Raw genomic sequence first — 18417 nt, 5'->3', positions numbered from 1 at the left:
CGGCGACAGTTGGCGTTGGCGCCCCGCTTATGCTGCTTGCAGGCTCGTTGCGGCCTGAAGTGCGCCCGCCAGCGCCTTTTCACGATACTCGGGCCCAATCTGGATGCCGTCGGCGAAGATGAATTCCGGATTTGTGATGCCGATAAAGCCGAACACCCAGCGCAAATAGGTTTCGAGATGCTCGCCCGCGGCGTACGGCGTTTCCGCGCCATAAAAACCGCCGCGCGAGATCGCCACGATCACGCGCTTGCCGCCGGCGAGGCCTTGCGGACCGTTAGCGCCATATTGGAAGGTCTTGCCCGCCACCAAGATGCGGTCGATCCAGGCCTTGAGCTGGCTCGGAATGGTGAAATTGTACATGGGCGCGCCGATCACGACGGTGTCGGCGGCGAGGAACTCGTCAAGCACGGCTTGGCTGGTGGCGAGGTCCGCGGCGAGCTCGGCTGGCGCGGGAGCGCCTTGCGCGGCCGCCAGATGCGTGCCGGTGAGATGCGCGAGAGGGGTCTGCGTCAGGTCGCGGTAGGAAACCTCGAGTGCGGGCGTTGCCTCGCGCAGCCGCGCGACGATCGCGGCGGAGACCTGCCGGCTGACGGAGTGGGGGCCGAGGACACTGGAGTCGATATGGAGGAGTTTCATTTGGGTCACCTATGGTATAGATTTGTTACCCGCGCTACATGAGTGACCACCGAAATTCCCGCAAGAACGCACTTTTTTGAGCCATGGGCACATCTTTGGAACCGACACACAACCATTTGCCTGTCTTGCCGGAGCGGCCGGATCCCAATCACGCCGACTGCCGCGGCGTCGCGTCGATCCTGTCCCGCGTCGGCGACAAATGGAGCGTGTTCGTGATCATGATGCTTGATGACGGGCCAAAGCGCTTCAACGAGCTCAAACGCATGATCAAGGGCATCTCTCAGCGGATGCTGACCTTGACCTTGCGCGGACTGGAACGCGACGGGCTCGTCACGCGCACGATCTTCCCGACGATTCCGCCACGCGTGGACTATGAGCTGACTGATCTCGGTCGCGGGCTGAGTCGGCCGGTGCAAGCGCTCGGGATGTGGGCGAAGGAGCATCAGACCCAGATCGAAGCGGCGCGGGCGCGCTTTGATGAGCGCAACGATCGTTAGAGCAGCGAAACGAGGCCGCCGCCGTGGCGCTCGAGCCGGCCGGCCAGTTCGAGTTCGAGCAGCACGGTGCGGACGATCGCGGGCGAGGCGCCGGACATCCGCACGAGATCGTCGATTCCGATCGGCGCAGGGCCGAGCAGCCCGGTGATCTGATCGCGATCATGTCCTTGCGGATCGCTTTCAAAGAGCTCGCTGTCGGGCTCACCGGCCGGATGCATCACCGGGCGTTCCAGGATCGGCTGAATCGCATTGATGACATCGGCGGCCTCCGTGACGAGCGTTGCGCCCTGCTTGATCAGATCATTGGTGCCGGCGGCGCGCGGATCGAGCGGCGAGCCCGGCACGGCAAAGACCTCGCGGCCCTGTTCGGCCGCCATCCGCGCGGTGATCAGCGAGCCCGAGCGCTGCGCGGCCTCGACCACGACCACGCCGAGGCAAGCGCCAGAGATCAGGCGGTTGCGGCGGGGAAAATCGCAGGCGCGCGGCTCGTGGCCGAGCGGCATCTCGGAGATCCCAGCGCCGTCCTGGTCGAGGATCGCGGCGAGCAGAACCTCATGCTCGGGTGGGTAGATGCAGTCATGGCCGCCGGCGAGCACGGCGACCGTGCCGCTTGCGATGCTCGCGCGATGTGCGGCCTGATCGACGCCGCGCGCGAGGCCCGAGATGATCACGAAGCCGGCCTCGCCAAGTTCGCGCGCGAGTTGGCCTGCAAATTTCAGCCCGGCGCCGGAGGCGTTGCGCGAGCCGACGATTGCGATCATCGGTCGCATCAAGCTGGCGGCGTGGCCGCGCACCGCGAGCAACGGCGGCGCGTCGTCGATCGTCGCCAGCCGCGAGGGATAGCCGTCCTCGCCGGGTGCGAGCCAGCTGACGCCGAGTTTCCGGCTTGCCGCAAGCTCGGCCTTGGCCTCGTCAGTGGAATGGATGCGCCCCGACCGGGCCGCGCCGCCGCGGCGCGCGAGGTCGGGCAGTCGCTCCAGCGCAGCGCGCACGCTGCCAAAGTGATCGACCAGCGAGCGGAAGGTGCGCGGGCCGACATTGTCCGAGCGGATCAGGCGCAAGCGGTCGATCCTGTCGGCTTCGGTCAGTTCGGTCGTCGAGTTGATGGCGTCCAACGGCGTCTCCTTGCGTTCGCAGCATGGAACAACCTGGGCGCGTGGGCAACAGGGCGCTGCGCTTGCGCGACTGACTTGCGATGCTAAAAGCGCTCCCTACAAGAAGGATTTTTGCCATGATCTCGCTCGCCGACCTCCAGCGCCGCATTGAGAAGGGCGAGCTCTTGCCGGACGTTGCCATCGCGCAGTCACTGGAGGCGATCGAGGCACGGGAGAAGGATGTCCGGGCTTTCGTCTGCCACGCCCAGTCGGCGAGGGCGGCGGCAAAAGGACCCCTGCGCGGCATCGCGGTCGGCATCAAGGACATCATCGATACCGCGGATTTCCCGACCGAGATGGGGTCGTCGATCTATCGCGGCTGGCAGCCGCGCGCGGACGCGCCGGTCGTGATGATGCTGAGGCGCGCGGGCGCGACCATCATTGGCAAGACCACGACGACGGCGTTTGCCTCGCGCGATCCGACCGTGACGCTCAATCCCCACAATCCCGGTCACACGCCGGGCGGATCTTCCGCGGGCTCGGCGGCTGCCGTCGCTGCCGGCATGATCCCGCTGGCGCTGGGCACCCAGACCGGCGGTTCGGTGATCCGGCCCGCGGCCTATTGCGGGGTTGCCGCGATCAAGCCGTCGTTCCGCCTGCTGCCGACGGTGGGCGTCAAATGCTTCTCGTGGGCGCTCGATACGGTGGGGTTGTTCGGTGCCGGCGTCGAGGACGTCGCGCGCGGATTGTTTGCGATGACGCGGCGTGCTGAATTCTCCGACATTGGCGTCGCCAAATCGCCGCGCATCGGCGTTGTCCGACAGGAGTTTGCCGGAGCCGTCGAGCCTGCAGCCGAGCAGGGGCTCGCGGCCGCGATCAAGGCGGCGGAGCGCGCCGGCGCCAGTGTCCAAACCATCGACCTGCCGGAGATGGTGCGCGAGGCCTGGCGCATTCATCCGATGATCATGGACTTTGAGGCGCATGGCGCGCTCGCTTGGGAATTCTCAGAGCGCCATGACGAGATCGCGTCGATGCTGCGCGCCAATCTCGACGAGACTGTCGGGCTCACGCCGTCGCAATATGACGAGGCGCGTCGGATCGGCCGTCGCGGTCGCCGCGAGCTCGGCGAGGTCTTTGAGGGCGTTGACGTGCTCCTGACCTATTCCGCGCCGGGCACCGCCCCGAAGGGCCTCTCGACCACTGGCGATGCCCGTTACAACCGGCTCTGGACGCTGATGGGCAATCCTTGCGTCAATGTGCCGGCCCTCAAGGTCGAGGGCTTACCAGTCGGCGTGCAGGTGATCGCGCGCTTCGGCAATGATGCGGGCGCGCTGGCCGCCGCGCGGTTCCTCGAGAACGCACTCGTGACGTCACACTAAGGCGGGCTCGGCGGGCGTGCGCTGAACGGACGTCTCGCCGCGCGTCTCCTGCCGCAGCCAGCGCTCGGCGGCGGTGCGGCCGCTTCGATGCAACAGGCGGATGAAGCCGCGGCCGAGATCGGTCGTTGAGCGCTGCGCCAGACCCTCGATCTCGTCCTCCGCCGCGATCCGGAACAGCCGCAGCGCGGGTGCGGAGCTGGCGCGTGCCCATTCCACCGCGGCGATCTCGGCGTTGAGCGCGGCGTTGGCCGCGATCTGGTCGAGCCTGCGGTCGATCGCGGCCAGCGTGATCGGCACGTAGCCGTCGCGCGAGGGCGTCACCTGGACAACCAGCACGTCGGACGCGCGCGACGCCTGCACCAGACGCACCAGCGGTGGATTGCCGCCATAGCCGCCGTCCCAATAGGCCTCGCCCTCGATCTCGATGGCGCAATGCACCAGCGGCGGACAGGTCGAGGCCAGCGCGACGTCGGCGGTGATCGCGTCGTTCGAAAACACCTGCTGGTGCCCGTCGCGGATTCGCGTCGCAGCGATGAGAAGTTTCGGGCAGGGCTTGGCTAGCAGCGCCGCGAAATTGATGTCGCGCGACAGCGCCTGCCGCAGCGGATCGAGATCGAGCGGATCGAAATGGCCGGAGCGCAGCGTTGGCCCGAATGCCACGGAGCTTCCCGCCGGCGAAAAGCCGCCGATCAGCATCAGTGAGCGGAACGAGGCCTCATGCATCAGCCGCACCCAGAACCGGTCGAGGCGGGCCCGCGCGCCCTCGCGGCCGCCCTCGGCAAGGCCGCAGGCGACCAGCAGCGCGTTGATTGCGCCCGCACTGGCGCCGCTGATGGTGTCGAATTCGATTCCCGGCTCTTCCAGCAGCCGCTCCAGCACGCCCCAGGTGAAAGCGGCAAAGGTGCCGCCGCCCTGCAGCGCCAGTGACAATTTTCGCGGCGGCCAATGGGTGGAGGGACGCGCAGCCGCTTCGGCTGGCGCAGGGGCCGGTCGCTCGAGAGGCCGGACCGGTTGCGCGATTTCTTCGCGGGCGCGCGGCGGCTTTGCAACGGGCGCTTCCGCAACGGGCGGTTCAGGCGCGCTTGACCAGATGTTCGTCGCAGAGAGCAGGCGGCTCGCGGCGGTGCCGTAGACTTGCGCGGGCGCATCGGCGGCGCTGCGCAGAGTCGGTCGTTCATGCGTGACGTCGGTCTTCTCGCTCATCGGACGCAAACCGGATAACGCCATTGTCATCCCGAGGATGACAGGCATGGAACTCGTTTGCCACTCTTGGCAAGAGTTGCGAACAGGAATTGGAATATAATGCGGAAGAGCCGCGTCGGTATCCGTACTTTTTCCGGGTTTAAGACTTCTGGCCGATCCGGCTCTCGCTGCCCGATTGCAACCGCTTGATGTTCTCGCGGTGCATGTAGAACAGCAGCAGCGTCAGCACCGCGGACAGCGAGGCGAGCGCGAGGTGGCCGAACCACCAGAGGAAGATCGGCGTCACGAAGGCCGCCACCAGCGCCGAGAGCGAGGAATAGCGCGTGGTGAAGGCGGTCGCGAGCCAGAGCAGGCAGAAGAACAGCGCGCCTGGCCAGAATAGCCCGAGCAGGATGCCGATATAGACCGCGACGCCCTTGCCGCCTTTGAACTTGAGCCAGACCGGAAACAGGTGGCCGAGGAAGGCGCCGAGGCCGGCGAGCATCGCCGCGTTGGGACCGGCGATGTAACCCGCGATCACAACCGCCGCAGTACCCTTCAGGGCGTCGAGCAGCAGTGTTGCCGCTGCAAGCCCCTTGCGGCCGGTGCGGAGCACGTTGGTGGCGCCGATATTGCCGGAGCCGATCGAGCGTAGATCCTGCGTGCCGGCTAGTTTCGTCAGGATAAGGCCGAACGGAATCGAGCCGAGCAGGTAGCCGATGGCGAAGGCCACGGGGAGGAAAGCTTCAAGTCCCATCGCCGCATCTCCGTGCCCGACATATTTCCCGCGCATGGATTCGTCCTGACGCGTGTTCTTGACGCGAGCCGGGATCCACTTCGCTTGAAAACGCTACGCTAGACATGCTCGAACACCGTCCGCCCGCCGACGATGGTGCGCACCACCCGTCCCGAGAAGCGGGCTTCGTCGAACGGCGTGTTCTTGCAGGGCGATTTGAGGTCGGCGGGATCGAGCACCCAGGGCGTGTCGGCGTCGATCACGATGACGTCGGCCGGCGCGCCGGCGCGCAACGTGCCGCCGGGCAGACCGAGCAGCTCGGCCGGCCGTGTCGACATCGCCCGGATCAGCGTCTTCAGCTCCATCTCGCCATTATGCACCAGCCGCAGGCCGGCCGACAGCATGGTCTCGAGGCCCACCGCGCCGGACGCCGCTTCGGCAAACGGCAGGCGCTTGACCTCGACGTCCCGCGGATTGTGGTCGGACATGATGACGTCGACGAGGCCGGAGCCGACGGCCGCAACCAGCGCGCGGCGGTCGTCCTCGGTGCGCAGCGGCGGCGATAGTTTCAGGAACGTCCGGTACGGCCCGATATCGTTCTCGTTCAGCGCGAGATGGTTGATCGAGACCGAGGCGCTGACAGCAAGACCGGCATCGCGGGCGCGTTTCAGAATATCGAGCGAGTCGATGCAGGAGAGCGAGGCCGCGTGATAGCGCCCGCCGGTGAGCGCGACGAGGCGCATGTCGCGCTCCAGCATCACGGCCTCCGCCGCGCTCGGAATGCCCATCAGGCCAAGGCGGGTCGCGAACTCGCCCTCGTTCATGACGCCTTCGCCGACGAGGTGGGGATCCTCGGTGTGATGCACGATCAGCGCGTCGAAATCGCGCGCGTAGGTCAGCGCCCAGCGCATCACCTGTGCGTTGGTGACGCTTCTGTCGCCGTCGCTGAAGGCGACCGCTCCGGCGGCTTTCAAAAGACCGAACTCGGTCATCTCCTCGCCGCGCATGCCCTTTGTCAGTGCGGCCATCGGGTGGACGTTGACGATCGCGGTGTCGCGGGCGCGGCGCATCACGAAGTCGACGGTCGCCGAATTGTCGATGACGGGCGCGGTGTCTGGCTGGCAGATGATGGTGGTGATGCCGCCGGTCGCCGCCGCCTGGCTCGCGCTGGCAAACGTCTCGCGGTGGCTGAAGCCGGGCTCGCCTGCAAAGGCGCGCATGTCGATCAGCCCGGGGGCCACGATCATGCCGGAGCAGTTGACGATGTCGGTGCCCTCGGGAACGCCGGCCGCGCCGATGCCGCGGCGGGTCTCGCGGATGGTGCCGTCGGCGATCAGGACGTCGCCGATGCCGTCAAAATCCCTGGAGGGATCGACGACGCGGGCGTTGGCGAGCAGGATCGGACGGCGGTCGGTCAGCATGGGCATCACGCGTTCGGCAGGTTACGGGCGAGCGCTTCCAGCACCGCCATGCGCACGGCCACGCCCATCTCCACCTGTTCGCGGATCAGGGACTGCGCGCCGTCGGCGACCGCGGTATCGATCTCGACGCCGCGGTTCATGGGGCCGGGATGCATCACCAGCGCATCGGGTTTTGCGTAGGCGAGCTTCTTCTGGTCGAGACCGAAATAGTTGAAGTACTCGCTGGACGACGGCACGAAGGAGCCGTTCATGCGCTCGCGCTGGAGCCGCAGCATCATGACGATATCAGCGCCCTCGAGGCCCGCGCGCATGTCGCGTGCGACCTCGACGCCCATCCGCTCGATACCGGGCGGCAGCAGCGTGGAAGGCCCGACGACGCGGACGCGGGCGCCCATGGTGTTGAGCAGGATGATGTTGGAGCGGGCGACGCGCGAATGCAGCACATCGCCGCAGATCGCGATCACCAGTCCCTCGATCCGGCCCTTGTTGCGGCGGATGGTGAGTGCATCCAGCAAAGCTTGCGTCGGATGCTCGTGAGCTCCGTCGCCGGCATTGATCACGGAACCGTCAACCTTGCGGGCCAGAAGTTCCACCGCGCCGGAAGCGTGATGCCGGACCACCAGGATATCCGGGTGCATGGCGTTCAGCGTCACCGCGGTATCGATCAGCGTCTCGCCCTTTTTCATGGACGAGGAGGAGACCGACATGTTCATGACGTCGGCGCCCAGGCGTTTGCCCGCGAGTTCGAACGAGGATTGGGTGCGGGTGGAGGCCTCGAAGAACAGGTTCACCTGCGTCCGTCCACGCAGGACGGTGCGCTTCTTGTCCACCTGGCGGTTCACCTCGACATATTCTTCGGACAGGTCGAGGAGGCCGGTGATATCGGCAGCGGAAAGGCCCTCGATACCCAGCAAATGCCGGTGACCGAGGACGAAGGTCGATTTCGATGTCATTAAAGGCAGAGCTATAGGCGCGGATGCTGAGGGGAGCAAGGGCCAAAGCTGAGGAAGTGGGTTATCCCCTGATCTGTAACCTTGTCGTCATTCCGGGCCGATGCGAAACATCGAACCCCAATGCGCGGTTGCGCATTGGGGAATCTCGAGATTCCGAGTCTGGGCCTTCGGACCATCCCATCGCAATGGCGCAATGTGGAATGACGACGGGAAATGTGGATGTATCTCGTGAAATCAATTCGAATTGCGATTGTATTGATGGCGATCAGTTCGGCCGCTCACGCCCAATTGCTCCCCGGCGGCTTCGTCTACCTGCGCGACATCGATCCCACCATCATCCAGGACATCCGCTACGCGACGTCAAATAACTTCACCGGCCATCGGCTGAGCGGTTACGGCGCCGGCGAATGCGTGGTGAAGCGGGAGGTGGGGCTGCGGCTGAAGGCGATCCAGCAGGAGCTCGCCAGCCAAAGTCTCTCGCTGAAGATGTTCGATTGCTACCGGCCGGTGCGCGCGTCGCTCGATATGGTGGCGTGGGCGCAGAACGGCCGGGAGCCGGCGGCCGAGCGGCGCTACAATCCCAGGATTCCGAAGACCGAGCTGTTTCGGCTCGGTTACATCGCGAGCCGCTCGCAGCATTCCACCGGGGCGGCGCTCGATCTGACGCTCGTCGATCTCAAGGCCGGCAACTCCGCCAAATACGATCCCGCGAAGGCCTATGGCGACTGCACGGCGCCGGTCGAGGCCAGGGCGCCCGAAGGCAGCGTTGACATGGGCACCGGCTATGACTGCACGGATGCGAAGGGCCATACCGCTGCACCGTCGATCACGGCCGATCAGCGCGCCTGGCGCAAGCGGCTGGTCGCTGCGATGGCCCGGCAAGGCTTTGTGAACTATTCGAAGGAGTGGTGGCATTTTTCCCTGCCGGGGGCGGGCGGGGCAGCCTATGATTTCCCGATCCAGCCGCGGACGAGGTAGAGTGCAACTGAGGCGGAAGCAGCCACGCGTCGGGTTACCTCTCCCAAAGGGAGAGGTCGGCGCGGAGCGCCGGGTGAGGGGATCAGGTCCCTCGGTAGAGCGTAACCTCTCACCCGTGCCTTCGGCGCGACCTCTCCTCTTGGGAGAGGTGGCACTGCCGGTGCGGGTATATTCAACCGGGAACGCACAATGACCCAGCCGAGCTTCGCAACCCACGAGGTCTTCAACCAGTCGCCGCCGTTCGAGGACGTCGACCTGTTTGCCGTGGACCGGCCGCTGGTCGAGGCGGTGAGGGCCAATGGCGGGACTGCTGCCGAACAGGAGCTGTCCGCGTTCGGCCGGCATTGGGGTTCGGCGGCAATGGCCGAGCGTGGGCGCATTGCCAACGAGAACACGCCAAAACTCCGCACCTTTGACTCCAAGGGCAACCGTCGCGACCAGGTCGAGTTTCATCCTGCCTATCACGAGCTGATGGCGCACAGCGCGCATGCCGGCGTGCACAACTCCACCTGGACTGCGGACGGAAAGCCCGTGGGCGATGCGGCCGAAGTCATTCGCGCGGCCAAATTCTATATCGCCTCGCAAGTCGAGACCGGACATCTCTGCCCGGTCACCATGACCCGCGCCTCCGTTGCGGCGCTGGCGATGCAGCCCGACCTGCTCGCGCGCGTGATGCCGGTGCTCTCGACGAAGAGTTACGATCCCACCTTCGCGCCGTGGTGGGACAAGCGCGGCATGACGCTCGGCATGGGCATGACCGAGAAGCAGGGCGGCACCGACGTTCGCGCCAACATGACGCGCGCGGTGCGCGATGGGAACGCTTATCGCATCACCGGCCATAAATGGTTCATGTCGGCGCCGATGTGCGACGCCTTCCTCGTGCTCGCGCAAGCCGAAGGCGGGCTGACCTGTTTCTTCATGCCGCGCTTCGCGCCGGACGGCTCGGTGAACGCGATCCAGTTCCAGCGGCTGAAGGACAAGCTCGGCAACCGCTCCAATGCGTCCTCCGAGGTCGAGTTCGTCGGCGCCTATGCGGAAGCCGTCGGCGAGGAGGGCAAGGGGATCCGCACCATCATACAGATGGTGCAGCTCACGCGGCAGGATTGTGCGATCGCCTCGGCCGGACTGATGCGTTCGGGGCTCGCTCATGCGCTGCATCACGCGCGTCACCGCAGCGTGTTCCAAAAACATCTCGCCGATCAGCCGCTGATGCAGGCGGTGCTGTCCGACATGGCGCTGCATGTCGAGGCGACGGTCGCTCTGGTGATGCGGCTCTGCCGCGCCTTCGACCGCACGCCGCACGATGCGACCGAGGCCGCCTACGTGCGGCTGCTGACGCCCGCAATCAAATACTGGGTGTGCAAGAGCGCGCCGGCGTTCCTCTATGAGGCGATGGAATGCCTCGGCGGCAACGGCTACGTCGAAGACGGCATTCTGGCGCGCCACTATCGGGAGGCGCCGGTGAACGCGATCTGGGAAGGCTCGGGCAATGTGATGTGCCTCGATGTGCTGAGGGCACTCGCGCGCGAGCCCGATGCGGCGATGGCCGTGCTGCAAGTCCTGGCTGCCGAGACCAAGGGTCTGCCAGGGCCGGGCGAGGCGGTGAGCTTCATCGGCAAGACGTTCCGCCGCGCCGACGGCGAGCGCATCGCGCGGCTTGCGGTGGAGAAGCTGGCGCTGCTGTCAGCCGCCGCGGCGCTCAACCTTGTGTCGCCGCGCAACGCCGAATTGTTCGCCGCCACGCGCCTCGCTACCAGTCACGCCAGCATGTATGGCGCGGCGGAGCTGGAGAGTGAGGATGTTCGCGCACTGCTGGAGCGGGCGCTGCCTTGATCGGGGCACAGTCTTTCAACACCGTCGATAGTTGTCGCGCCCAACGAAAGCCTCTTGATGGACACCCTCAATCCTGACCACCCGCCGCTCATCGTGACATCCGCCGAGGGCGCGCCGCGCGTCTGGAAATTCTGGGGCACGTCGCTGTGGGGCGTGTTCGTCTTCGCTGCGATGTTCGTCGGCCAGGTCGGGACCGTCGTCTATCTGGTCGTGCATCGCGGTGTCCCTCTCGACATGGCGTCCCTTGAGTCCGTCGGCCGCGATCCGCAGGCGCTGGCGCTTTCGGTGATCGTCGGCCTTCCGACCACGCTCGCCGCAGTGTGGCTGGCCATTCGCCTGAAGGGAGCTTCCTTCGCCGACTACCTTGCGCTGCGCTGGCCGTCCTGGCTGCAGATTCTGCTCGGGGCGGTTGGTCTCATCCTGATCGTTGTGATCTGGGAGGCGATGTCGCGTGCGCTGGGCCGCGAAGCGACGCCGGGCTTCACGACCGACCTCTTGAAATCAGGCCGCGACAAGGGTGCGGCGACGATGCTCGTGCTCGCCTTCAGCATTGCCGCGCCCATGTCCGAAGAGGTGATCGCGCGAGGCTTCCTCTATCGTGGCTGGTCGGAAAGTTTTCTGCGCGTGCCCGGTGCGATCATCCTGTCGTCGCTGGTCTGGACGGCCGTGCATCTCCAGTACGACATGTACTTCCTTGCCGAGGTGTTCTCGATCGGATTGTGGTTCGGCTACATGCGCTACCGCGGCAACTCGCTGTGGCTCACGATCGTGCTCCATGCGCTGAACAATCTGACGGCGGTGGTGCTGACGATGTGGCTGGGGAGCTAGGCCGGCGCGCTCGATCCTTGCGTTGGCCGAGCAGACGTTTGACCTCGAGCTTGCCAGCGAAGCGAAGCAGTCCAGGATCCCTCCGTGGCGACAGTCTGGATTGCTTCGCTTCGCTGGCAATGACGGCATCTTGGAGCGCTTCCCACACTGCTCTCCCCATGGCATTGCCGGCCCGATGGCTCTATGTTAGGTAGAGGTGATCCAACCCTCGCTGCGAAGTTGTCGCGAAAGCCCACATGTCCAACATCGAAAATGCCGATCCCTCAGTCGCGGATCCGACCGAGCAGCCCCGGACATGGGATTTCATGGAGACGTTGTTCGTCGTCCTGGTCGCTTATATCGCTTACATATTCGCAGGCATGCTCATACTGACCTTCATCTTGAGCATACCGAGCACGATGAAAGGTCTGTCGTCCGAGCAAATCGACATACTATGGAAGCAAGAGAATTGGCAACGCGCAGGCAATATCTTGGCGACGCCGGCAGCGATCGCCGTACTTTGGATTGCGATCCGGAAGGCAGGGAGAGAATTCGCGGAGTATTTGGCCTTGAACTGGCCACGCCCCGGCGAGCTATTGAGCGCCTTGGGCATCATGCTCGTCGTCTTCTTCCTCGAGTGTGTATTGAATTACGTTGTTGCTGGTCCACAGGCGCCTGCGAAGGATACCTATATCGCGGTCGGCAGTGCTGGCGGATTGCTGATTATGCTCGTCACGGGCTGCATTGCAGCGCCGGTCCTGGAGGAGTTGATCGTTCGGGGCTTCATGTTTCGCGGCTGGTCTCAGACATTTCTGGGGCCGATCGGGGCTATCGTGCTTACGTCAGCCCTATGGGGAATCTGTCACTCGCAATACGATTGGCTTGGGCGGCTGAACATCTTCTTCACGGGACTTGCTCTCGGCTATTTCCGTTGGCGAAGGAATTCAACCTGGCTGCCGATGATCATCCATTCGACTTTCAACACGGCCATCTTCTTCATGATGGGACCTTATGCTTAAACGGTCGCCACTAACGCGATCGCAACCGGCATCGTGATTGTCGCCAACCACCACCGCCATGGTCAGCCCATCCCGGGTGCGTCGCGCAGATTGGCCAGACGATCGAGCGCGCCTTGCAGGATGAAGATCGCGGCGTGCTCGTCGATCACCTCGGCGCGCTTGGCGCGGCTGACGTCCATGCCGATCAGCTCGCGCTCGACCGCTGATGTCGAGAGGCGCTCGTCCCACAGCCCGATGGCAAGCGCCGTGAGGCCGGCAAGGTTGCGGGCGAAGGCGCGGGTCGATTGCGCGCGCGGGCCCTCGCTGCCGTCCATGTTGATGGGAAGCCCAAGCACGAAGCCGACTGCCTTGCGCTCGGCGGCAATGGCGAGCAGGCGCGCAGCATCCTGCCTGAAGGCCTTGCGCTGGATGGTCTCGACGCCGGTCGCGAGCCGCCGGTCCGGATCGGAGACGGCAACACCGATCGTCTTGGTGCCGAGATCGAGCCCGATCAGCGCACCGCGATCGGGCCAATGGGTTGCAGCGTCGACCAGGGGTAGGATAGGAGCCGGCATGGCGTTAGCGCATACCATGCGAAGCGCGAAAGAGGCAAAGCGCCTCAAGCGGCAATGACTGCGTCGTCCCCCTTCAGGCAGGATACAAAACCCTGAAGCGCGCTGTATTGGTGGCCGGCGCAGCGCTGGATGAACAGCGTCTCGACCCGCGCGTAGGCCGGGGGCAGCGCGTGGATCGCCACGTTCCCGATCATCGCGCTGCGTTCGACCACGGCGCGAGGCAGCAGTGTTACCCCCATGTCGGCGGCGACGCAGCCGATCATGCCGTCGAGCGTGCCGAGCTCGAATCGCGCCGCCGACGGCCAGCCGAACTCGACGAAGATCTGCTCGAGCCGCTGGCGATAGGTGCAGCCGGTGCGGAACACCAGCGCCGTCGGGCCGGACTCCGGCGTGCCTGCGCGCAGCTCCTTCAGTGACGCCCAGCGGCGCGCGCTGACCAGCACCAGCTCCTCGCGGAAGGCGCTGACTGCGATGATCTCGGCATGCTCGATGGGGCCCGCGACGAAAGCGCCGTCGAGCACGCCATCGAGCACGGCGGCGACGAGATCGGCTGATGTCGCTGTGCGCAGGCTCAGCCGCACAGCAGGAAAGCGGCGGTGGAAATCCGCGAGCAGCGGTGGCAGGCGCACGGCGGCGGTCGTCTCCATCGAGCCGATCGCGAGCGGCCCCTTGGGCTCGCCATCATCACGCGCTGCGAGAACGGCTTCGCGCGACAGAGCCGCCATCTTCTGCGCGTAGGGCAGGAGCCTCTTGCCGGCGCCGGTGAGTGTCATGCCGCGGCTGTGCCGCTCGAACAGCGGCGTGCCGATCTCGACCTCCAGCGCCTTGATCCGCTGGGTGACGTTCGACTGCAAGTGTTGAGTTCTTCCGCGGCACGCGTGATGCCGCCGCTGCGGGCGACCGCGGCAAAGGTCTTGATATCGCTGAGTTCCATGACTTCGTTTCGTTTTTGAGATGGCAGCGTTCGCAAGAATTCAATTTTCGAGAATGCTATTCCTGCCTACTCTCGCTGTCCAGACGGGAGGAGCCATGTCGATCACCACACCGCTTACCACGCTGCTTGGCATCCAGCACCCGATCCTGCTCGCTCCGATGGACATCGTTGCGGGCAGCCGGCTGGTGACGGCGGTGAGCGGCGCGGGCGGCTTTGGCATTCTCGGCGGCGGTTATGGCGAAAGGCTCTGGCTGGAGCGGGAGACGTCGAAGCTGAGAGAGCTGCGCGCACCGTTCGGCATCGGCTTCATCACCTGGAGCCTCGCCAGGTGTCCGCAACTGCTCGACATCGCGCTCGCGGCGCGTCCCAGCGCGATCATGCTCTCGTTCGGCGATCCCGCGCCGTTCGTCCCGAAGATCAAATCGGCCGGCGCGCGGCTGATCTGCCAGGTACAGGACGAGGCCATGGCGCGGCAGGCGCTCGAGGCCGGCGCGGACATTCTGATCGCGCAAGGTACGGAAGCAGGCGGCCATGGTGCATCCCGCACCACAGTCGATCTCGTGCCAGGGATTGTCGATCTTGCGGCGGGGCGAGTGCCGGTTGTCGCCGCCGGCGGCGTCGCCGACGGGCGCGGGCTCGCCGCCATGATGATGCTGGGCGCAAGCGGCGTGCTGCTTGGCACGCGCTTTTATGCGTGCCAGGAGGCCGATGCCGCTGACGAGGCGAAGCGGCGCATCTGTGATGCAACGAGCGGCTCGACCGTGCGCGGCATCATTTTCGATCTGTCCCGCAACAATGTGTGGCCGGCGCCGTTTACCGGGCGATGCCTGATCAACGATCACGCCCGGCGCTGGATGGGTCGCGAGGTCGAATTGATGCAGAATGTCGCCAAGGTTGCGGCGGACTATGCCGCGGCGAAGGCCAGCGGCAATTTCGACGTTGCTGCCGTGATCGCCGGCGAGGCGGTCGGCCTGATCCATGATATTCCGCCGGCGGCCGAGATCGTCGAGCGGATCGCGACGGAGGCGGAGCAGTTGCTGGCCGGCCGGCGCAATTCCATCGCTTCTGCTGCCTAATACGAGAGAACAGCCATGTGGCCTGACCGTCGACTGATCGACCTCTTCAAGACCGAATTCCCGATCGTGCTGGCGCCGATGGCGGGCGTGATGGACGCGGAACTCGTGATCGCGGCGGCGAAAGGCGGTGCGCTTGGCTCACTGCCGTGCGCGATGCTGTCGGCGGAGAAGGCGCGCGAGCAGGTCAATCTCATCCGCCAGCAGGTCACCGCGCCGGTGAACATGAATTTCTTCTGCCACAAGCCTCTCGAGCTCACGGCCGAGGCCGAAGCGCGCTGGAAGCAGCGGCTGGCCGGCTACTACAAAGAGCATGGTCTCGATCCGGCGACGCCGATCAGCGCCGCCAACCGCGCGCCGTTCGATGCGGCGTTCTGCGAGGTCGTCGAAGAGTTGAAGCCGGAAGTCGTCAGCTTCCATTTCGGCCTGCCGGAGGCGGCGCTGCTCAAGCGCGTCAAGGCGGCCGGCTGCATCGTGATTTCCTCCGCCACCACGGTGAAGGAGGCGGTCTGGCTCGAGCAGCACGGCGTCGATGCGGTGATCGCGCAGGGCGCCGAGGCGGGCGGCCATCGCGGCATGTTCCTGACCGAGAATATCTCGGAGCAGCCCGGCACCTTCGCACTGGTGCCGCAGGTCGTCGATGCCGTGAAAGTGCCGGTGATCGCCTGCGGCGGTATCGCGGATGGGCGCGGCATCGCAGCCGCCTTCGCGCTCGGTGCGGCCGGCGTGCAGATCGGCAGTGCCTATCTGCGTTGCCCGGAGTCCAAGGTCAGCGCCGGTGGCCGCAAGGCGCTCGCCGAAGCGCGGGACGATTCCACCGTCATTACCAATGTGATGACCGGCCGGCCCGCGCGTGGCGTGCAGAACCGCCTGATGCGCGAGGCCGGCCCGATTTCGCCGGACGCGCCGGCCTTTCCTCATGCCGCGACCGCACTGGGGCCGCTGAAGGCGGCAGCCGAAAAGCAGGGCAGGGTGGATTTCACCAATCTCTGGGCCGGCCAGGCCATCGGCATGGGGCGCGAGATGCCCGCGGCCGAACTGACCCGGGAGCTGGCCAAATCCGCGCAGGCCCGCCTGAAAGCGCTGGCCGGCTAGGGCGCGATAGGATCATCGCGCATTAGGTTATTGTTTGCGCTTGATCTTTCCGGAAAACCGCTGCGCACTTTTCCGGATCATGCGCCCACGCCGGTTGCGGCGCAAAAGCGGCCTCTGCTATACGGCAGAACAGGATTTCTGCCGCTCGAGGCCTTATATATGTCCGTTGACGCCGCTACCGTCCGCCGCATCGCGCATCTCGCGCGTATTGCGGTTTCCGACGACGAGGTTCCGCATCTCCAGGGTGAACTCAACGCCATGCTTGCCTTCGTCGAGCAGCTCTCGGAGGTCAATGTCGACGGCGTCGATCCCATGACATCGGTGACCCCGATGGAGATGAAGAAGCGCCAGGACGTCGTCAATGACGGCGAGATCGCCGACGATATCGTTACCAACGCGCCGGCGACCGAAGGCCATTTCTTCCTGGTGCCGAAGGTTGTCGAGTGACATAGCGTTTTCGAGCGAAGTGGATACCGGTTCGCGTCAAGAAAGCGCGTCAACAAGAGAGCAATTCAGGACGCTGTTCGATGTGCCTGCTATGCGACGATGAGAAGGCCTATCAGGCCTATATGAACTATCTCGACGCGATGGAGCGGCAGGGCAAGGCTGCCGATCCCAACGTGGCCGTCAATGCCGTGCTCGACCAGCTCGAGGCGGCGGCGAATGCGTCCGCCAAGAAAAACGTCACGCAAGACGACCCTGCCAACGACAAGACCCTCTCTCCGTTCTTCTGTAGCCCGATCAATAAATGACCGATTTGACATCGCTGACGCTCGCCGAGGCCCGCAAGGGTCTCGCCGACAAGACATTCACGTCGCTTGAGCTGACCGACGCGCATCTGGGCGCGATGGAAGCCGCGCGCGCGCTCAACGCCTTCGTCCTGGAGACGCCAGACCAGGCGCGCGCCATGGCGCGCGAGGCTGATGACAAGATCGCCAAGGGCGATGCCGGCCCGCTCGCCGGCATTCCGCTCGGCATCAAGGACCTGTTCGCGACCAAGGGCGTGCGCACCACCGCCTGTTCGAAGATACTCGGCAATTTCGTGCCGACCTACGAATCGACCATCACCTCGCAGCTCTGGCGCGACGGCGCGGTGATGCTCGGCAAGCTCAACAACGACGAGTTCGCGATGGGCTCGTCGAACGAGACCTCCTGCTTCGGTGCCGTGGGCAATCCCTGGCGGCGCGAGGGCTCCAACACGACGCTGGTGCCGGGCGGCTCGTCCGGCGGCTCGGCCTCGGCCGTGGCGGCGCTGCTCTGCATGGGCGCGACCGCGACCGATACCGGCGGCTCGATCCGCCAGCCGGCGGCCTTCACCGCGACCGTCGGCATCAAGCCGACCTACGGCCGCTGCTCGCGCTGGGGCATCGTCGCCTTTGCCTCCTCGCTCGACCAGGCCGGTCCCATCGCGCGCAGCGTGCGCGATAGCGCGATGCTGCTGCGCTCGATGGCCGGCCACGACCCCAAGGACACGACATCTGTCGACATCGCCGTGCCGGACTACGAGGCTGCGGTCGGCAAGTCCGTGAAAGGCATGAAGATCGGCATTCCCAAGGAATATCGCCTCGACGGCATGCCGGCCGAGATCGAAAAGCTTTGGGAAGCGGGGGCGGCCTGGCTGAAAGCGGCCGGCGCCGAGCTCGTCGAGGTGTCGCTGCCGCACACCAGATACGCGCTGCCGGCCTATTACATCGTGGCGCCGGCGGAAGCTTCCTCGAACCTGGCGCGCTATGACGGCGTGCGCTACGGCCTGCGCGAGCAGGGCAGGAACGTCGTCGAGATGTACGAGAACACCCGCGCTGAAGGTTTTGGCGCCGAGGTGAAGCGCCGCGTCATGATCGGCACCTACGTGCTCTCTGCCGGCTATTACGATGCCTATTACCTGCGCGCGCAGAAGGTGCGGATGCTGATCAAGAAGGATTTTGAGGATTGCTTCGCCATGGGCGTCGACGCGATCCTGACGCCGGCGACGCCGTCGGCTGCCTTCGGCATCGGCGAGAAGGGCGGCGCCGATCCGGTCGAGATGTATCTCAACGACATCTTCACAGTGACCGTGAACATGGCCGGCCTGCCCGGCATCGCCGTGCCGGCCGGCAAGGACGCGCAGGGCCTGCCGCTCGGCCTGCAACTGATCGGCCGGCCCTTCGATGAAGAGACGCTGTTCTCGCTCGGCGAGGTGATCGAGCAGGCGGCGGGGCGCTTCACGCCTGCGAGGTGGTGGTGAAC

The 18417-nt window shown here is 65.5% G+C and carries 18 protein-coding genes and 1 pseudogene; 11 read left to right on the top strand and 8 right to left on the bottom strand.

Going from position 1 to position 18417, the window contains the following annotated elements; translation table 11 throughout:
* Positions 1-27: 27 nt before the first annotated feature.
* Entirely contained in the window at positions 28-636 is a 609-nt protein-coding gene (locus QA640_RS26335) for an FMN-dependent NADH-azoreductase (protein WP_283035822.1), read from the bottom strand.
* An 83-nt stretch (positions 637-719) separates the two neighbouring features.
* Between QA640_RS26335 and QA640_RS26330 the strand changes: the two genes are divergently transcribed.
* Entirely contained in the window at positions 720-1133 is a 414-nt protein-coding gene (locus QA640_RS26330) for a helix-turn-helix domain-containing protein (protein WP_283035821.1), read from the top strand.
* On the opposite strand, the gene dprA is transcribed toward QA640_RS26330, so the two are convergent.
* On the bottom strand, positions 1130-2248 hold the full coding sequence (gene dprA, locus QA640_RS26325) for a DNA-processing protein DprA (RefSeq protein ID WP_283035820.1): 1119 nt from the start codon (positions 2246-2248) through the stop codon (positions 1130-1132). The genes QA640_RS26330 and dprA overlap by 4 nt on opposite strands.
* Before the next feature lie 116 nt (positions 2249-2364).
* Here dprA and QA640_RS26320 point away from each other — a divergent pair, with 116 nt between their 5' ends.
* Complete coding sequence (locus tag QA640_RS26320; protein ID WP_283035819.1) at positions 2365-3606, top strand: amidase; 1242 nt, start codon at positions 2365-2367, stop codon at positions 3604-3606.
* Here QA640_RS26320 and QA640_RS26315 read toward each other — a convergent pair.
* From QA640_RS26315 to QA640_RS26300, 4 genes are all read right to left on the bottom strand, one after another.
* Positions 3598-4809: a patatin-like phospholipase family protein gene (locus QA640_RS26315; protein ID WP_283035818.1), complete on the bottom strand. Its 1212-nt coding sequence runs from the start codon at positions 4807-4809 to the stop codon at positions 3598-3600. The genes QA640_RS26320 and QA640_RS26315 overlap by 9 nt on opposite strands.
* A 139-nt stretch (positions 4810-4948) precedes the next feature.
* Positions 4949-5545, bottom strand: a complete 597-nt coding sequence (plsY, locus tag QA640_RS26310) for a glycerol-3-phosphate 1-O-acyltransferase PlsY (protein WP_283035817.1) — start codon at positions 5543-5545, stop codon at positions 4949-4951.
* Positions 5546-5643: 98 nt separating this feature from the next.
* A complete protein-coding gene (locus tag QA640_RS26305) occupies positions 5644-6945 on the bottom strand; it encodes a dihydroorotase (protein ID WP_283042894.1) in 1302 nt (433 codons plus the stop codon).
* 5 nt (positions 6946-6950) lie between these two features.
* Positions 6951-7898, bottom strand: coding sequence for an aspartate carbamoyltransferase catalytic subunit (locus QA640_RS26300; RefSeq protein WP_283035816.1), 948 nt, complete (start codon positions 7896-7898; stop codon positions 6951-6953).
* 258 nt (positions 7899-8156) lie between these two features.
* Here QA640_RS26300 and QA640_RS26295 point away from each other — a divergent pair, with 258 nt between their 5' ends.
* The 4 genes from QA640_RS26295 to QA640_RS26280 all read left to right on the top strand — a co-directional run bounded on the left by QA640_RS26295 (position 8157) and on the right by QA640_RS26280 (position 12535).
* On the top strand, positions 8157-8876 hold the full coding sequence (locus QA640_RS26295) for a M15 family metallopeptidase (RefSeq protein WP_283035815.1): 720 nt from the start codon (positions 8157-8159) through the stop codon (positions 8874-8876).
* 189 nt (positions 8877-9065) lie between these two features.
* Complete coding sequence (locus tag QA640_RS26290; RefSeq protein ID WP_283035814.1) at positions 9066-10709, top strand: acyl-CoA dehydrogenase family protein; 1644 nt, start codon at positions 9066-9068, stop codon at positions 10707-10709.
* A 57-nt stretch (positions 10710-10766) separates the two neighbouring features.
* Positions 10767-11537 (top strand): type II CAAX endopeptidase family protein, encoded by a 771-nt coding sequence (locus tag QA640_RS26285; RefSeq protein WP_283035813.1) that lies wholly within the window; start codon positions 10767-10769, stop codon positions 11535-11537.
* 236 nt (positions 11538-11773) lie between these two features.
* Entirely contained in the window at positions 11774-12535 is a 762-nt protein-coding gene (locus QA640_RS26280) for a type II CAAX endopeptidase family protein (RefSeq protein ID WP_283035812.1), read from the top strand.
* 62 nt (positions 12536-12597) lie between these two features.
* Here QA640_RS26280 and ruvX read toward each other — a convergent pair whose 3' ends face one another.
* Positions 12598-13089: a Holliday junction resolvase RuvX gene (ruvX, locus tag QA640_RS26275; protein WP_283035811.1), complete on the bottom strand. Its 492-nt coding sequence runs from the start codon at positions 13087-13089 to the stop codon at positions 12598-12600.
* Positions 13090-13133: 44 nt separating this feature from the next.
* Positions 13134-14023 (bottom strand): annotated as a pseudogene (locus QA640_RS26270) (LysR substrate-binding domain-containing protein).
* A gap of 95 nt (positions 14024-14118) precedes the next feature.
* Between QA640_RS26270 and QA640_RS26265 the strand changes: the two are divergent.
* The 5 genes from QA640_RS26265 (at position 14119) to gatA (ending at position 18415) form a co-directional block, all read left to right on the top strand.
* Positions 14119-15099 (top strand): nitronate monooxygenase, encoded by a 981-nt coding sequence (locus tag QA640_RS26265; protein ID WP_283035810.1) that lies wholly within the window; start codon positions 14119-14121, stop codon positions 15097-15099.
* Between the two features lie 15 nt (positions 15100-15114).
* On the top strand, positions 15115-16191 hold the full coding sequence (locus QA640_RS26260) for a nitronate monooxygenase family protein (RefSeq protein WP_283035809.1): 1077 nt from the start codon (positions 15115-15117) through the stop codon (positions 16189-16191).
* 159 nt (positions 16192-16350) lie between these two features.
* Entirely contained in the window at positions 16351-16638 is a 288-nt protein-coding gene (gatC, locus tag QA640_RS26255) for an Asp-tRNA(Asn)/Glu-tRNA(Gln) amidotransferase subunit GatC (protein WP_283035808.1), read from the top strand.
* A gap of 80 nt (positions 16639-16718) precedes the next feature.
* Complete coding sequence (locus QA640_RS26250; RefSeq protein WP_283035807.1) at positions 16719-16943, top strand: hypothetical protein; 225 nt, start codon at positions 16719-16721, stop codon at positions 16941-16943.
* On the top strand, positions 16940-18415 hold the full coding sequence (gatA, locus tag QA640_RS26245) for an Asp-tRNA(Asn)/Glu-tRNA(Gln) amidotransferase subunit GatA (protein ID WP_283035806.1): 1476 nt from the start codon (positions 16940-16942) through the stop codon (positions 18413-18415). The genes QA640_RS26250 and gatA overlap by 4 nt, the downstream gene beginning before the upstream one ends.
* Positions 18416-18417: the final 2 nt, after the last annotated feature.

The sequence above is a fragment of the Bradyrhizobium sp. CB82 genome (genome assembly GCF_029714405.1).
In the GTDB taxonomy this organism is placed as follows: Bacteria; Pseudomonadota; Alphaproteobacteria; order Rhizobiales; family Xanthobacteraceae; genus Bradyrhizobium.
This window is presented reverse-complemented; position numbering and strand designations above follow the sequence as displayed.

Excerpts from the sequence above, each read along its gene's own strand:
- QA640_RS26335 (WP_283035822.1), bottom strand. The coding sequence starts at position 636 with ATGAAACTCCTCCATATCGACTCCAGTGTCCTCGGCCCCCACTCCGTC.
- QA640_RS26330 (WP_283035821.1), top strand. The coding sequence starts at position 720 with ATGGGCACATCTTTGGAACCGACACACAACCATTTGCCTGTCTTGCCG.
- QA640_RS26320 (WP_283035819.1), top strand. The coding sequence starts at position 2,365 with ATGATCTCGCTCGCCGACCTCCAGCGCCGCATTGAGAAGGGCGAGCTC.
- QA640_RS26315 (WP_283035818.1), bottom strand. The coding sequence starts at position 4,809 with ATGAGCGAGAAGACCGACGTCACGCATGAACGACCGACTCTGCGCAGC.
- plsY (WP_283035817.1), bottom strand. The coding sequence starts at position 5,545 with ATGGGACTTGAAGCTTTCCTCCCCGTGGCCTTCGCCATCGGCTACCTG.
- QA640_RS26305 (WP_283042894.1), bottom strand. The coding sequence starts at position 6,945 with ATGCTGACCGACCGCCGTCCGATCCTGCTCGCCAACGCCCGCGTCGTC.
- QA640_RS26300 (WP_283035816.1), bottom strand. The coding sequence starts at position 7,898 with ATGACATCGAAATCGACCTTCGTCCTCGGTCACCGGCATTTGCTGGGT.
- QA640_RS26295 (WP_283035815.1), top strand. The coding sequence starts at position 8,157 with ATGGCGATCAGTTCGGCCGCTCACGCCCAATTGCTCCCCGGCGGCTTC.
- QA640_RS26290 (WP_283035814.1), top strand. The coding sequence starts at position 9,066 with ATGACCCAGCCGAGCTTCGCAACCCACGAGGTCTTCAACCAGTCGCCG.
- QA640_RS26285 (WP_283035813.1), top strand. The coding sequence starts at position 10,767 with ATGGACACCCTCAATCCTGACCACCCGCCGCTCATCGTGACATCCGCC.
- QA640_RS26280 (WP_283035812.1), top strand. The coding sequence starts at position 11,774 with ATGTCCAACATCGAAAATGCCGATCCCTCAGTCGCGGATCCGACCGAG.
- ruvX (WP_283035811.1), bottom strand. The coding sequence starts at position 13,089 with ATGCCGGCTCCTATCCTACCCCTGGTCGACGCTGCAACCCATTGGCCC.
- QA640_RS26265 (WP_283035810.1), top strand. The coding sequence starts at position 14,119 with ATGTCGATCACCACACCGCTTACCACGCTGCTTGGCATCCAGCACCCG.
- QA640_RS26260 (WP_283035809.1), top strand. The coding sequence starts at position 15,115 with ATGTGGCCTGACCGTCGACTGATCGACCTCTTCAAGACCGAATTCCCG.
- gatC (WP_283035808.1), top strand. The coding sequence starts at position 16,351 with ATGTCCGTTGACGCCGCTACCGTCCGCCGCATCGCGCATCTCGCGCGT.
- QA640_RS26250 (WP_283035807.1), top strand. The coding sequence starts at position 16,719 with ATGTGCCTGCTATGCGACGATGAGAAGGCCTATCAGGCCTATATGAAC.
- gatA (WP_283035806.1), top strand. The coding sequence starts at position 16,940 with ATGACCGATTTGACATCGCTGACGCTCGCCGAGGCCCGCAAGGGTCTC.